Origin of the sequence: Streptomyces sp. W16 (assembly GCF_033194735.1) — a bacterium.
Lineage (GTDB): Bacteria > Actinomycetota > Actinomycetes > Streptomycetales > Streptomycetaceae > Streptomyces.
Window position 1 is genome coordinate 26,375 of the sequence record NZ_JAWOAI010000019.1, and the last position, 13,536, is coordinate 39,910.

Here is a 13,536-nt window from a genome sequence, read left to right on the forward strand (position 1 = left end):
CGGAGGAGTGTGTGCCGCCTACGATGAGCCGCATGGGTGACGTACTGGCCGGATTTCACGCCGCTTGGGAGTTCGAGTCCGACTTCGTGCGCATCCGCTACGAACGGGGCATCCGAACACCCAAGCTGTTCCAGGCACTCGGTGAACGCTGGATCCCCTTCGAGGCGATCGAGACCGTGACGCTCACCCCCGGCAGACGCGGCACCGTCGTCCTGCGCCTCGTGCCGCGCCCGGGCGCCGACCCGCTCATGGAGGTGGCGGCGGGCCAGCTGAAGGAGGGCAGCGACCCCTATCAGCTGGTACTGCCGGCCGAGCGCGAGACCCTCGCCGAGTACTACGCCGACGAGTTGCGCGCGCAGCTGAAACAGGACCGCGGGCCGGCCGAACGGTTCCTGGTGGCCGCGCCCGAAGTGCCGCTGCGGTTCAAGGCGTACGACGGGAAGGCGTCCTTCGACGGGAGGACGGTGTCCTTCCGCTGGTTCTGGACGGGCGCCTCGTCGGCGAAGTGGAAGGCCGGCGACCAGAGCTTTCCGGTCGCCGACCTGAACGGGGTCGAGTGGCGCTCCCCCGAGGTCTTCGAGGGTCATCTACGGCTGCTGCGGGGGGCTGCGCCGCTGGTGCCGGTGGATCAGGATCCGGCGGCCGTGGTGTTCGGGCTGGGATACGGGCCGGTGCACGAGTCGTTGCCGTTCGCGGCGGCGGTCCTTTCCGCCGTTCGCTCCGCGCGTCCCACGGCTGTGATCCCGGCCGCTCGGCGTGACCCTGCGGATATCGCCGAGCGGATTCGGCATCTTGGGGAGTTGCATGCGGCGGGGCTGGTGACGGATGAGGAGTTCACCGTGAAGAAAGCGGAGCTGCTGGCTGAGCTTTAGCTGCGGGTCCGTCGTGGCTGGTCGCGCAGTTCCCCGCGCCCCTCTGCACTACTCCCTGCTGGTGGAGGCGAACGTCATGTCCGCGTAGCGGTCCCCCGCCACCTTTCCCGCGATCGGCTCCAGCAAGGTCAGCTCGTCATCCGTGAGGACGATGCCGGCCGCCGCCGTGTTCTCCTCCACCCGGGTGCGCTTGGTCGTGCCCGGGATCGGGACCACCGGAAGGCCGTGGACCTGGGCCCGCTGCTGCACCCAGGCCAGGGCGATCTGGCCGAGGGAGGCGCCGTGGGCCTCGGCGACCGTGCGGATCGGTTCCAGGAGCGCCGCGTTGGCCGCCGCGTTCTCGCCGGTGAAGCGGGGCTGCGAACGGCGGAAGTCGCCCTCCGTCAGGTCCTGTTCGGCGTTGGCGAAGGAGCCGGTGAGGAAGCCGCGGCCGAGCGGCGAGTACGGCACGACGGCCGAGCCCAGCTCGACGGCCGCTCCGACGAGGCTGGTCTCGACGTCCCGGCTGAACAGCGACCACTCCGACTGCACGGCGGCGATCGGGTGCACGGTGTGCGCGGCCCGCAGTTCCGCGCCCGTGATCTCGCTCAGCCCGAGGTGCCTGACCTTGCCCTCGCGCACCAGCTCCGCCATCGCGCCGACGGTCTCCTCGATGGGGACGGCCGGGTCGCGGCGGTGCATGTAGTAGAGGTCGATGACGTCGATGTCGAGACGCCGCAGGCTCGCCTCGACGGCCTGGCGGATGTAGGGCCGGTCGTTGCGGATGACTCGCCGGTCCGGCTCGCCGGGCGGGGTGGACAGGGCGAACTTGGTGGCGACGACGACCTCGTCGCGGTGCGCCTTGAAGAACGGCGAGAGGAACCGCTCGTTCTCCCCCGCGCCGTACATGTCCGCCGTGTCGTACAAGGTCACGCCGAGCTCCAGCGCCCGGTCCAGGGTGGCCAGCGACTCCTTCGCGTCGGGGGGACCGTAGGCGAAGCTCATGCCCATGCAGCCGAGGCCCTGGACGCCGACCTCGGGGCCATCGGCACCGAGCCGTGCGGTCGGGATCGTGGGGTCGGTCATCCGGCTTTCTCCTTCTCGTATGCGTGGCCGGCCTCGCCGTAGAAGGCGATCTTCCGGTCGAGTACGGCGAGGGTGTCCTGCAGTTCGGCGATCCGGGCCAGGACGTCCCGGCGGGTGGCTTCGAGGAGTTCGAAGCGGTCGCCGTAGGTGTGGTCGCCCTCGCGCACCAGCTCGGCGTAGCGGACCATGTCGGCGACCGGCATGCCGGTCAGGCGGAGCTTGCCGACGAGGTCGAGCCAGTCGAGGTCGCGGTTGCAGTAGCGGCGCTGGCCGGTGTGCGAGCGGTCGATGTGCGGCATCAGCCCGATGCGCTCGTACCAGCGCAGGGTGTGTGCCGTCAGGCCGGTGAAGGCGACGACCTCGCTGATCGTGTAGTTGTCCGCGCCGTCCGGACGCCGCTCGCCCTGCGGCGGGCCCGCGCAGCTGTCGGTCCTGGTACCCGTGGTCTCCATCACCGTCATGACCACCACGCTATGGCCTTGGAGTGCACTCGAAGCAAGCGGAACCGGCAAGAAATCGGCAGGACGCCCGAGACCGAGCGCTTAGGCTCGACGGCATGTCCTTGCAGAGCCTCGCGTTGATCGAGAACTGGCCGGTGCCGACCGCGGCAGCAGGTGTCGTACGAGCCGACGGAACCCTCCTCGGGACCCGCGGCCCGACCGGCCACCGCTTCCCGCTCGCCTCGGTCACCAAGCCGCTCGCAGCCTACGCCGTCCTCGTCGCGTACGAGGAGGGCGCGATCGAGCTGGACGAACCGGCGGGCCCGCCCGGCGCCACGGTCCGCCATCTCCTCGCCCACACCTCGGGCCTGGCCTTCGACGAACACCGCGTGACGGCGCCCCCCGGACAGCGCCGCCTGTACTCGAACGCGGGCTTCGAGCAGCTCGGCGACCACATCGCGAAGGCGACGGAGATCCCGTTCGCGGAGTACCTGCACCAGGCGGTCCTCGCCCCCCTGGGCATGAACTCAACGACTCTCGACGGCTCCCCGGCGAAGGACGGGATCTCGACGGTCGACGACCTCCTCCGCTTCGCCGCCGAACTCCAGACCCCCCGCCTCCTCGACCCCCGTACGGTCGCCGAGGCGATGACGGTCCAGTACCCCGGCACCAAGGGAGTCCTGCCGGGCTACGGCCACCAGAACCCCAACGACTGGGGCCTGGGCTTCGAGATCCGCGACTCCAAGTCCCCGCACTGGACGGGCAGTTCGTCCTCCCCGCGCACCTTCGGCCACTTCGGCCAGTCCGGTACGTTCCTGTGGGTCGACCCGACGGCGGGCGCGGCCTGCGTGGCGCTGACGGACCGCGCGTTCGGCTCGTGGGCGACGGAGGCATGGCCGGTGTTCACGGACGCGGTACTCACCGAACTCACCGAACTCCCCACCCCCTAAAGCATCTCCCACATCAGCAGCTCAGCCCCGGTCGCCGCCTCCACCACCAAGTCCCGCGCATCCGTGATCCGGGCGGCGTCCCCGGGCCCCAACTCCGCTCCCCCCAGCCGCACTTCACCGCGCACCACATGCACATACACATGCACCGCGTCCGGTACGGCCGTGCGCTCGCCCGGGACCAGCCGCCGCACATGCAGCATCGCGCCGGCCTCCGGCACCGCGTACGGGGTGGAGTCGGCGATGCCGTGGACGATCTCGTAGGACGGTTCGCCGCCGGGCTCCAGCGGGGCCAGCCACATCTGCACGAAGGTCAGGGGCGAGTCGCTGTCGTTGCGCTCGACGTGCCGCACCCCGGCCGCCGAACTGAGGCGCTGCACATCACCGGGCCGCACCCGCGTCAGCTGCCCCGTGGAGTCGCGATGGCTGAGCTCCCCCTCCACCACCCACGTGACGATCTCGGTGTGGCTGTGCGGGTGTTCGCCGAACCCGGCACCCGGGGCGAGCCGCTCCTCGTTGCAGGCGATGACCGCACCGAACCGGAGATTGTCGGGGTCGTAGTGCGGCCCGAAGGAAAACGCGTGCCACGACTGGATCCCTGCCTGCGGGTCACCCCCTGAGTACCGCTCGGCGGAGCGCCGTACATCCATCACGCCCACCACGGTAGTGCCGCCGACGGCGCGGGCCCACCAACTCGCACTGTCCCCACGCGTCGGCCGAGAGGGAGCCGTAGGGGCGCGCCGGTGTCGAGAGCCCCAGCGCGCGGAGGCCCGAAGGGCTGAGCACGGTGGGCCTCTCGACACCGGCTTCAGGCGCCCCGAAGGCGACCGAACCAAAGGAGGTGCCCGCCCCGAGGGCGACCGCCCCGTACCGGATAAGGCAGTCTTGTTCCGTGCCCGAACCCGAAACCACCAGACCCGCAGCCCCTGCCCCCCGCGCCCACTCGCACCCGGCGACACTCAAGCGGCTGGAGCAGTCGTCCGGGAGTCTCGCCGCCCAGGCCATCGCGCGCATGGACGAGACGCTGCCGTGGTACCGGGCGATGCCACCGGAGAACCGTTCCTGGATCGGGCTGGTCGCGCAGGCCGGTATCGCCGCGTTCACCGAGTGGTTCCGGCATCCGGACGCGCCGCAGGCCATCTCCACCGACGTCTTCGGTACGGCGCCCCGCGAGTTGACCAGGGCGATCACCCTCCGCCAGACCGTGGAGATGGTGCGGACGACCATCGAGGTCATGGAGTCCGCGATCGACGAGGTGGCGGCACCCGGCGACGAATCCATCCTTCGCGAGGCGCTCCTCGTGTACGCCCGCGAGATCGCCTTCGCGACCGCCCAGGTGTACGCGCAGGCCGCCGAGGCGCGCGGCGCGTGGGACGCGCGGCTGGAGTCGCTGGTCGTGAACGCCGTGCTGAGCGGTGAGGCCGACGAAGGAGCCGTCTCCCGGGCCGCCGCGCTCGGGTGGAACTCACCGGAGCACGTGTGTGTCGTCCTGGGCACCGCGCCCGACGGCGACAGCGAGCTGACCGTCGAGGCGATCCGGCGGGCCGCCCGGCACGCCAAGCTCCAGGTGCTGACCGGCGTGCTCGGCGACCGGCTCGTCGTCATCGCCGGCGGCAACGACAATCCCCTCGCCGTCGCCAAGTCGCTGATCGGCCCTTACGCGGCCGGACCCGTCGTGGCCGGCCCGATCGTGCCCGATCTGCTGGCCGCGACCCGGTCCGCGCAGGCCGCCGCAGCCGGGCTCAAGGCCTGCTCCGCCTGGCAGGACGCACCGCGCCCGGTACTGGCGGACGACCTGCTTCCGGAACGCGCGATGGCCGGTGACCCCAGTGCGCGCGACCAGTTGGTGGAGGAGATCTACAGACCACTGGAGGAGGCCGGGTCCGCGCTCCTGGAGACACTCAGTGTCTATCTGGAGCAGGCGAGTAGTCTCGAAGGTGCGGCGCGCATGCTGTTCGTCCATCCCAACACCGTGCGCTACCGGCTTCGACGTGTGACTGACGTCACCGGCTGGTCGCCGTCCGATGTACGGTCCGCGTTCACGCTGCGGATCGCGCTGATCCTGGGGCGTCTGGCCGATGGAGATCTCCAGACCTAGGTTTTTGTCGGGGCCCCACAAAACCCCCTCGTGTTCTTCGTCCCTGTCCCCACGGGCGGCTGTGCCCGTCCCCAAGAGAGAGTGTGAGAGTGCTCGTACTCGTCGCTCCCGGCCAGGGCGCCCAGACGCCCGGCTTCCTGACTCCCTGGCTCGACCTCCCCGGTGTCGAGGACCGTCTGCGTGCCCTGTCGGCCGCCATCGGCCTCGATCTGGTGCACTACGGCACGAAGGCCGACGCGGACGAGATCCGCGACACCGCCGTCGCCCAGCCGCTGCTGGTCGCCGCCGGACTGGTCTCCGCGACCGCGCTCGGCGAGGTGTCCCCGGGCGCCGTCGCCGGTCACAGCGTCGGCGAGATCACCGCCGCCGTCTTCGCCGGTGTCCTCGACGACACGGCCGCCCTGGCCCTCGTACGCAAGCGTGGTCTGGCGATGGCCGAGGCCGCCGCGATCACCGCGACCGGGATGGCCGCGCTGCTCGGCGGGGATCACGACACGACCGTCGCGCACCTGGAGAAGCTGGGCCTGACCCCGGCCAATGTGAACGGCGCGGGCCAGATCGTGGCCGCCGGCACGCTGGAGCAGATCGCCGCCCTGGAGGCCGACAAGCCCGAGGGCGTGCGCCGGGTCGTGGCGCTGAAGGTGGCCGGCGCGTTCCACACCGAGCACATGGGCCCGGCGGTCGACGCGCTCGCCGAGGCCGCGCGTGAACTGACGCCCGCCGACCCGAAGTTGACGTACGTCTCGAACAAGGACGGCAAGGCGGTCGCCACCGGCGCCGAGGTGCTGGACCGCCTCGTCGGCCAGGTCGCCAACCCGGTCCGCTGGGACCTGTGCATGGAGACCTTCAAGGAGCTCGGTGTCACCGCGCTCCTGGAGGTGTGCCCCGGCGGCACCCTGACCGGCCTCGCCAAGCGCGCCCTGCCCGGCGTCAAGACGCTGGCCCTGAAGACCCCCGACGACCTCGACGCGGCCCGCGAGCTCATCGCAGCTGCGCCCGATTCTGCTGCTGACGCAGCGGGCGCCAACGCCTGAAGAAGGAGCCGTAGGAACATGTCGACGAAGATCAGGCCGAGCAAGGGCGCACCGTACGCGCGCATCCTCGGCGTGGGCGGCTACCGTCCGGTCCGGGTCGTGCCGAACGAGGTGATCCTGGAGACGATCGACTCGTCCGACGAGTGGATCCGCTCGCGCTCGGGCATCGAGACGCGGCACTGGGCGAACGACGAGGAGACCGTCGCCGCGATGTCCATCGAGGCGTCCGGCAAGGCGATCGCGGACGCGGGGATCTCCGCCGAGCAGATCGGCGGCGTGATCGTGGCCACGGTCTCGCACTTCAAGCAGACCCCGGCCGTGGCGACGGAGATCGCCGACAAGCTGGGCACGAACAAGGCCGCCGCGTTCGACATCTCGGCGGGCTGCGCCGGCTTCGGCTACGGCCTGACCCTCGCCAAGGGCATGGTCATCGAGGGCAGCGCGGAGTACGTGCTCGTCATCGGCGTGGAGCGGCTGTCCGACCTGACCGACCTGGAGGACCGCGCGACGGCCTTCCTGTTCGGCGACGGCGCGGGCGCGGTCGTCGTGGGCCCCGCGAAGGAGCCGCACATCGGCCCGACCGTGTGGGGCTCGGAGGGCGACAAGTCCGACACCATCAAGCAGACCGTGCCGTGGACCGAGTACGACAGCACGGGCAAGTTCCCTGCGATCACGCAGGAGGGCCAGGCGGTGTTCCGCTGGGCCGTGTTCGAGATGGCGAAGGTCGCCCAGCAGGCGCTGGACGCGGCCGGGATCACCCCGGACGACCTGGATGTCTTCATTCCCCACCAGGCCAACGAGCGGATCATCGACTCGATGGTGAAGACGCTGAAACTGCCGGAGCACGTCACGGTCGCGCGTGACGTACGCACCACCGGCAACACCTCGGCCGCCTCGATTCCGCTCGCTATGGAGCGGCTTCTGGCGACCGGCGAGGCGAAGAGCGGCGACACCGCGCTCGTCATCGGCTTCGGGGCGGGTCTCGTGTACGCCGCGACGGTCGTTACCCTCCCCTAGGCACTCCGTGCCGGATCATCATCGGATCCGGACCGGAAGCACCGCCACACCCTCTGGATCACAAAGAAGGAGCGCCTGACATGGCCGCCACTCAGGAAGAGATCGTCGCCGGTCTCGCCGACATCGTGAACGAGATCGCCGGCATCCCGGTTGAGGACGTCCAGCTGGACAAGTCCTTCACCGACGACCTGGACGTCGACTCGCTGTCCATGGTCGAGGTCGTCGTCGCCGCTGAAGAGCGCTTCGACGTCAAGATCCCCGACGAGGACGTCAAGAACCTCAAGACGGTCGGCGACGCGACCGACTACATCCTCAAGAACCAGGCCTGAGCCACCCCTTAGGCCCGGACCACCAGGCCCGAGCCACCCCATAGGCCCGGCTGCATGGCCCCGCCACCCGGCGGTGGCGCCGCTTAATCCTCGTACCGTTGGAGAGAGAATTCCCGTGAGCCCGACCAATCGCACCGTGGTCGTCACCGGTATCGGCGCAACCACACCGCTGGGTGGCGACGCAGCCTCGACCTGGGAGGGTCTGATCGCCGGCAAGTCCGGTGTGAAGGCCCTGGAGCAGGACTGGGCCGCCGAGCAGGCGGTCCGTATCGCCGCGCCGGCCGCAGTCGACCCCTCCGAGGTCATCCCGCGTCCGCAGGCCCGCCGTCTTGACCGCTCGGCGCAGTTCGCGCTGATCGCGGCCAAGGAGGCGTGGGCCGACGCCGGCTTCACCGACAAGGCCGGTGAGGACCCCGCCGTCGACCCCGACCGCCTCGGCACCGTCATCGCCTCCGGCATCGGCGGTGTGACGACCCTCCTCGACCAGTACGACGTGCTCAAGGAGAAGGGCGTCCGCCGCGTCTCCCCGCACACCGTCCCCATGCTGATGCCGAACGGCCCGTCCGCCAACGTGGGTCTGCTCGTCGGCGCCCGCGCCGGCGTGCACACGCCGGTCTCCGCGTGCGCCTCCGGCGCCGAGGCCATCGGCTACGCCATCGAGATGATCCGCACCGGCCGCGCCGACGTCGTCGTCGCCGGTGGCACGGAGGCGGCCATCCACCCCCTCCCCATCGCCGCGTTCGGCAACATGATGGCGATGTCCAAGAACAACGACGACCCGCAGGGCGCCTCGCGTCCCTACGACACCGCCCGCGACGGCTTCGTCCTCGGCGAGGGCGCCGGCGTCCTGGTCCTGGAGTCCGCCGAGCACGCCGCACAGCGCGGTGCCCGGGTGTACGCGGAGGCGGTCGGGCAGGGCATCTCCGCCGACGGCCACGACATCGTGCAGCCGGAGCCGGAGGGGCGCGGTATCTCGCAGGCCCTGAAGCACCTGATGGACAACACCGACCTGGACGCGGCGGAGATCGTGCACGTGAACGCGCACGCGACCTCGACGCCGGCCGGTGACGTGGCCGAACTGAAGGCGCTGCGGAAGGTGTTCGGCGACGACGCCGACCACATGGCGGTCTCCGCGACCAAGTCGATGACCGGTCACCTGCTGGGTGGCGCGGGCGGCGTCGAGTCGGTCGCGACCGTCCTCGCCCTCTACAACCGCATCGCCCCGCCGACCATCAACGTCGACAACCTCGACCCGGAGGCGGAGGCCAACGCGGACGTCGTCCGCGGCGAGGCCCGCAAGCTGCCGGTCGAGGGCCGTATCGCCGCCCTGAACGACTCGTTCGGGTTCGGTGGGCACAACGTGGTGCTGGCGTTCCGGACGGTCTGAGAACTTCCTGTACGACGCCGAGGGCCCCCACCAACCGGTGGGGGCCCTCGGCGTGTGCGGAACGAAACGTCAGACCACCTGGTGCAGCCACCGCACCGGTGCGCCCTCGCCCGCGTACCTGAACGGCTCCAACTCGTCGTCCCATGGCTTGCCGAGGAGCTTGGCGATGTCTGCTTCCAGGTCGGTCTCGCCCTGTTGGGAGCGGGTCAGGGCGGCGCGGAGGCGGTCCTCGGGGATGAGGATGTCGCCGTGGATGCCGGTGACGGCGTGGAAGATGCCGAGTTCGGGGGTGCAGCTGTAGCGCTCGCCCTCGGCGGTGGGGCAGGGCTCGGCGGTGACCTCGAAGCGGAGGAGGTGCCAGCCGCGGAGGGCCGACGCCAGCTTGGACGCCGTTCCCGCCTCCGCCTGCCAGGAGAATTCGGAGCGCCATGTTCCGGGCGCGGCGGGCTGACGGATCCAGTCGAGGCTGACGCGTGTGCCGAGCACCCCGGCGACGGCCCACTCGACGTGCGGGCACAGCGCGCGCGGCGCGGAGTGCACGTACAGAACTCCACGTGTCGTCACCGGGACCTCCGGACAGAGCGGGGCATCTTGCTGACTGGCAAACGGCGGCGGCAGGGCAGCCACGTTGAGGGCGAGGCTACCGTGCGGCGACGCGCGGAGTGTGACGTACCGTCCCTCCCGGTGCCAGGAAACCCTGCCATTCACCCAGGGGGACGCTTGTACGGGGGTGAGCCGTTGCATCGGACGCGGATGGGAACCCTGGCGCGTTGTTATGGGTTGAGACCGTTATGGAGGGGATGGGTCTCAACATGCGAATGCGACGTCGTCGTTCACGGGCCGCGCTCGCCGTCGTGACGGCTGCCGTGCTGGGCGCGGCCGGCTGTGACGCGGGCGGGGGCGCGTCCTCCGGCGCCCACAGCAAGAGCGGTACGGCGGCCGAGGCGAAGCCCTCCCCCAGCCCGCTCTGGGACCGCAGCCCGTCCTCGGTCGCGGCGGTCGGTGACTCCATCACCCGTGGTTTCGACGCCTGTACGGTCCTGTCGGACTGCCCGGAGGTGTCCTGGGCGACGGGCAGCGAGGCCTCGGTCGACAGTCTCGCCGTACGGCTGCTGGGGAAGACGGGCGCGGCCGAGCGGAGTTGGAACTACGCGGAGACCGGCGCGCGGATGGCCGACCTGTCCGGCCAGATCGCCCAGGCGGTCGCCCGCAAGCCGCAGTTGGTCACGGTGATGGTGGGGGCCAACGACGCCTGCCGGGCCTCGGCCTCGGCGATGACCTCGGTCGCCGACTTCCGTACCGAGTTCGAGGCCTCGCTGAGGTCCCTGCGCCGGGCGCTGCCGAAGACGCAGGTGTACGTCGCGAGCGTGCCGAATCTCAAGCGGCTCTGGTCGCAGGGGCGGACGAACCCGATGGGCAAGGCGGTGTGGAAGCTGGGGATCTGCCCGTCGATGCTGGCCGACGCGGACGCCCTGGACTCGGCGGCGACCGAGCGGCGGGACACGGTGCAGGACCGGGTGGAGGCGTACAACAAGGTCCTGGAGCAGGTGTGCGCGACGGATGTGCGCTGCCGTTTCGACGGGGGCGCGGTCTACGACTACCGCTTCGGCACGGACCAGTTGAGCCACTGGGACTGGTTCCATCCGAGCAAGGACGGCCAGGCGCGGCTCGCGGCGATGGCCTACCAGCGGATCACCGCACGCGAACCCGTGACCTAGGGTTTCCCTCATGAGCGAACTTTTCGGCACCCTTCCCGACGGCACGCCCGTGCACCGCTGGGACCTGGAGCGGGCGGGCGTGCGGGTGCGGGTGCTGTCGTACGGCGGGATCGTGCAGTCGGTGGAGGTGCCGGACCGGGCGGGCCGTACGGCGGACGTGGTGCTCGGGTTCGCCGGTCTGGACGGCTATCTCGCCCACCCGGAGCCGTATCTCGGCGCGCTGGTGGGGCGGTACGCGAACCGGATCGCGGGCGGCCGTTTCCCGCTGGAGGGCGTGACGTACGCACTGGCGCGGAACAACGCGCCCAACTCCCTGCACGGCGGCGAGTACGGCTTCGACAAGCGGGTGTGGGACGTCGAGCCGATCGAGCACGGGGTGCGGCTGAGCCGGGTCAGCGGGCACGGCGAGGAGGGCTTCCCCGGGCGCCTCGACGTCTCGGCGACGTACACGCTGGACGCGTCGGGCGCGCTGCGCATCGCCTACGAGGCGACGACGGACGCGCCGACAATCGTGAACCTCACGAACCACAGCTACTTCGATCTGAGCGGCTCCGGCGGCGCGGGCGGGCACGAACTGCGGCTCGCCGCCTCGCGGTTCACCCCGGTCGACGCCGATCTGATCCCGACCGGCGTGCTCGACGACGTGACGGGCACCCGCTTCGACTTCCGCGAGTCACGGAAGGTCGGCACCGGTTACGACCACAACTTCGCGCTCGACAAGGGCCTGACCCCGGCTCCCGTCGAGATCGCCGAGCTGCACGACCCGGCGTCCGGCCGGGTGCTGACGATCGCGACGACCGAGCCCGGCATCCAGCTCTACACCGGGGACCATCTGAGCGACCCGTTCGCCCCGGGCGCCGGAGTCGCCCTGGAGACCCAGCACTTCCCGGACTCCCCGAACCGCCCCGAGTTCCCGAGCACGGAGCTGCGCCCGGGCGAGGTCTACCGCTCGGAGACGGTGTACGGCTTCTCGGCCCGCTGACCGGGCCGGCCGGAATGTGATGAGCCCCGGCCCAGGGGTCAGGTCCCGGGCCGGGGCTGTCTGTGGGGAGCTTGTCCCGGCTCAGACGTTAATCGTCGTGGAGACCCTGCGGTCCGTGATCGAGCGCCCCGCGTGGATCTCGTACGAACCCTTTACAACTGCCCACGAGTTCGACGTCTCATCCCAGATCTCGAAAGATCGGCGCGGGAGTTCGACACGCACCTCGACGCTCTCGCCGGGCCCCGCCTCGACCCCGGCGAATCCGGCCAGCCAGTGGGCCGGACGCTCCGGGTCGGGGTCGGTCGGGGCCAGATAGAGCTGGACGACCTCACGGCCGTGCCGGGCACCGGAGTTGGTGACACGGACGGTGACGGACGTACCGACACCACCGCCCTCGCTCTCCGCGTCGATCGCGTCGTAGCTCCAGTCGGTGTAGCCGAGGCCGTGTCCGAAGGGGTACGACGGGATGCGGCCCGCCTTCTCCCAGGCGCGGTAGCCGATGAACACGCCCTCGGTGTACGGGAGTTCACCGTTCTCGGGGACGACCTGGGTGATCGGGGCGTCGGTGAGGGAGCCCCAGGTGGTGGGGAGTCGGCCGCCGGGTTCGTGCGTGCCGGTGAGGACGTCGGCGAGGGCGGCGCCTGCCTCCTGGCCGGGGAACCAGCCGAGCAGGACGGCGGCGACCTCCTCGCGCCAGGGCAGTTCGACCGGGGAACCGGAGTTGACGATCACGACGGTGTTCGGGTTGGCGGCGGCGACGGCGTGCACCAAGTCGTCCTGGCGGCCGGGAAGTCGGAGGTCGGTGCGGTCGTAGCCCTCCGACTCCACCCGCTCGGTGGTGGCGACCACGACGACGGCGGTGTCGGCGGCGCGGGCCGCCGCGACTGCCTCGGCGATCAGTTCGTCGGGGTCGCGCCGCGGTTCCTGGTGGGCGAGCGCGAAGCCGACGACCCGGAGGGGGATGCCGACGGGTCGGGCGACGGTGTAGGTCAGTGAGACCTCGACGGGGGTGTCGGCGGTGAGTTCGACGAGGGCTCGGGGTTCGGGGGCGCCGAAGAAGGAGATGAACGGGTCGTCCTTGGCCGGGCGTTGGACGTCGTCGTAGTGCGTCGTGCCGTCGACGGTGAGGGTGAACGCGCCGATGCCCTTGATGCCGAAGGTGTGCGGGCCGGTGGCGCGCGGGGTGAAGGTGCCGGTGAGTTCGACGGTGTGGAGGGTGTCGTGGGTGACGCCCTCGGGGAGGTCCGAACCCACCCATTTGATCTGCCCGTTGGGCAGGGAGACGGTCGCGATGACCTGGCCCGCCGCGTCCCGGCAGATCGCGCGCAGCGTGAACCCCCGCTCGGCGACGGCGAGTTCGGTGTTCGGGTCGGCGCCGACGGCGTAGCTCAGGGTGCCTTCGGGGAGGGCGGCGGTGAGGCCGTCGAGCGGGGAGACGATCCGGGCCGGGAAGACGGTGGCGGAGCCGCCGCCGAGGACGCGGGCGTCGCGGGCGGCGGCGCCGATGAGTGCGACGGTGCCAGTCGGCTTCAGCGGAAGGGCGTTGTCCTGGTTCCGCACGAGGACGAAGGAGCGGCGGGCGATCTCGCGGGCGAGCGCCTCGCCGTCGACGGGGGCCGGGAGTTCGGCTTCCGCGACGACGGGTTC

Annotated in this window: 14 protein-coding genes; 9 read left to right on the plus strand and 5 right to left on the minus strand. The window is 70.9% G+C overall.

Annotation, left to right across the window (positions count from 1 at the left end; genetic code table 11):
- The first annotated feature begins 23 nt into the window (after positions 1-23).
- Positions 24-872 carry a DUF4429 domain-containing protein gene (locus tag R6V09_RS04440; RefSeq protein ID WP_317880005.1) on the plus strand — a complete coding sequence of 283 codons (849 nt, stop codon included), beginning with the start codon at positions 24-26 and terminating at the stop codon, positions 870-872.
- 48 nt (positions 873-920) lie between these two features.
- Here the strand turns inward: R6V09_RS04440 and R6V09_RS04445 are convergent, their stop codons facing one another.
- Positions 921-1,937: an aldo/keto reductase gene (locus R6V09_RS04445; protein ID WP_317880006.1), complete on the minus strand. Its 1,017-nt coding sequence runs from the start codon at positions 1,935-1,937 to the stop codon at positions 921-923.
- Entirely contained in the window at positions 1,934-2,398 is a 465-nt protein-coding gene (locus tag R6V09_RS04450) for a MerR family transcriptional regulator (RefSeq protein WP_317880007.1), read from the minus strand. Before R6V09_RS04450 ends, R6V09_RS04445 begins: the two co-directional genes overlap by 4 nt.
- Positions 2,399-2,493: 95 nt before the next feature.
- Between R6V09_RS04450 and R6V09_RS04455 the strand changes: the two genes are divergently transcribed.
- The gene (locus R6V09_RS04455; protein WP_317880008.1) at positions 2,494-3,327 is read left to right on the plus strand and encodes a serine hydrolase domain-containing protein; all 834 of its coding nucleotides are present in this window, start codon (positions 2,494-2,496) and stop codon (positions 3,325-3,327) included.
- Here the strand turns inward: R6V09_RS04455 and R6V09_RS04460 are convergent.
- Entirely contained in the window at positions 3,324-3,974 is a 651-nt protein-coding gene (locus R6V09_RS04460) for a pirin family protein (RefSeq protein WP_317880021.1), read from the minus strand. The genes R6V09_RS04455 and R6V09_RS04460 overlap by 4 nt on opposite strands.
- A 242-nt stretch (positions 3,975-4,216) precedes the next feature.
- On the opposite strand from R6V09_RS04460, the gene fasR reads away from it, so the two are divergent.
- The 5 genes from fasR (at position 4,217) to R6V09_RS04485 (ending at position 9,189) form a co-directional block, all read left to right on the plus strand.
- A complete protein-coding gene (fasR, locus tag R6V09_RS04465) occupies positions 4,217-5,422 on the plus strand; it encodes a fatty acid biosynthesis transcriptional regulator FasR (RefSeq protein WP_317880009.1) in 1,206 nt (401 codons plus the stop codon).
- Positions 5,423-5,511: 89 nt separating this feature from the next.
- Entirely contained in the window at positions 5,512-6,456 is a 945-nt protein-coding gene (locus tag R6V09_RS04470) for an ACP S-malonyltransferase (RefSeq protein WP_317880010.1), read from the plus strand.
- 18 nt (positions 6,457-6,474) lie between these two features.
- Positions 6,475-7,473, plus strand: coding sequence for a ketoacyl-ACP synthase III (locus R6V09_RS04475; RefSeq protein ID WP_317880011.1), 999 nt, complete (start codon positions 6,475-6,477; stop codon positions 7,471-7,473).
- Positions 7,474-7,553: 80 nt separating this feature from the next.
- Complete coding sequence (locus R6V09_RS04480; protein ID WP_200715295.1) at positions 7,554-7,802, plus strand: acyl carrier protein; 249 nt, start codon at positions 7,554-7,556, stop codon at positions 7,800-7,802.
- A gap of 115 nt (positions 7,803-7,917) precedes the next feature.
- A complete protein-coding gene (locus tag R6V09_RS04485; protein WP_317880012.1) occupies positions 7,918-9,189 on the plus strand; it encodes a beta-ketoacyl-[acyl-carrier-protein] synthase family protein in 1,272 nt (423 codons plus the stop codon).
- A 69-nt stretch (positions 9,190-9,258) separates the two neighbouring features.
- Here the strand turns inward: R6V09_RS04485 and R6V09_RS04490 are convergent, their stop codons facing one another.
- On the minus strand, positions 9,259-9,753 hold the full coding sequence (locus R6V09_RS04490; RefSeq protein ID WP_317880013.1) for a DUF3145 domain-containing protein: 495 nt from the start codon (positions 9,751-9,753) through the stop codon (positions 9,259-9,261).
- 248 nt (positions 9,754-10,001) lie between these two features.
- On the opposite strand from R6V09_RS04490, the gene R6V09_RS04495 reads away from it, so the two are divergent.
- Together R6V09_RS04495 and R6V09_RS04500 are read left to right on the plus strand one after the other, a co-directional pair.
- On the plus strand, positions 10,002-10,907 hold the full coding sequence (locus R6V09_RS04495) for an SGNH/GDSL hydrolase family protein (RefSeq protein ID WP_317880014.1): 906 nt from the start codon (positions 10,002-10,004) through the stop codon (positions 10,905-10,907).
- 10 nt (positions 10,908-10,917) lie between these two features.
- Positions 10,918-11,889 carry an aldose epimerase family protein gene (locus R6V09_RS04500; RefSeq protein WP_317880015.1) on the plus strand — a complete coding sequence of 324 codons (972 nt, stop codon included), beginning with the start codon at positions 10,918-10,920 and terminating at the stop codon, positions 11,887-11,889.
- An 81-nt stretch (positions 11,890-11,970) separates the two neighbouring features.
- Here R6V09_RS04500 and R6V09_RS04505 read toward each other — a convergent pair.
- Positions 11,971-13,536 (minus strand): glycoside hydrolase family 3 C-terminal domain-containing protein (locus R6V09_RS04505; protein WP_317880016.1); only part of this gene is annotated, 1,566 nt, incomplete at its 5' end.